Origin of the sequence: Tianweitania sp. (assembly GCF_032053605.1) — a bacterium.
GTDB lineage: Bacteria > Pseudomonadota > Alphaproteobacteria > Rhizobiales > Rhizobiaceae > Tianweitania.
This window is the reverse complement of the sequence record NZ_DAMBUH010000200.1, coordinates 1664-1880: the sequence shown is the minus strand read 5'-3', so window position 1 is coordinate 1880 and position 217 is coordinate 1664. Positions and strand designations below refer to the sequence as shown.

Below are 217 nucleotides of genomic sequence, written 5' to 3'. Positions count from 1 at the left end.
TGCCGGCGGCGCACAGGTTGCCCTGCTGGACCGCGACGCGGCCGCTCTCGACGCGCTGCCCAAGCAGGCCGGATTGCATTCCATCGCCGTTGATCTCACGCAGGCCGCGCAAGTCCGCGCCGCCGTTGATCGCGAGGCCTCCCTCATGGGTGGGCTGGACGGCGTGGTGAACTCGGCCGGCCTCGATCTGCGCTCGCCCATCGAAACCATGTCCGAT

General features: G+C 69.6%; 1 protein-coding gene. It reads left to right on the top strand.

Annotated elements, in window-relative coordinates; translation table 11 throughout:
• Positions 1 to 217: SDR family oxidoreductase (locus tag RTX98_RS20705; RefSeq protein WP_312798775.1), on the top strand; the 217-nt coding region annotated here is incomplete at both ends.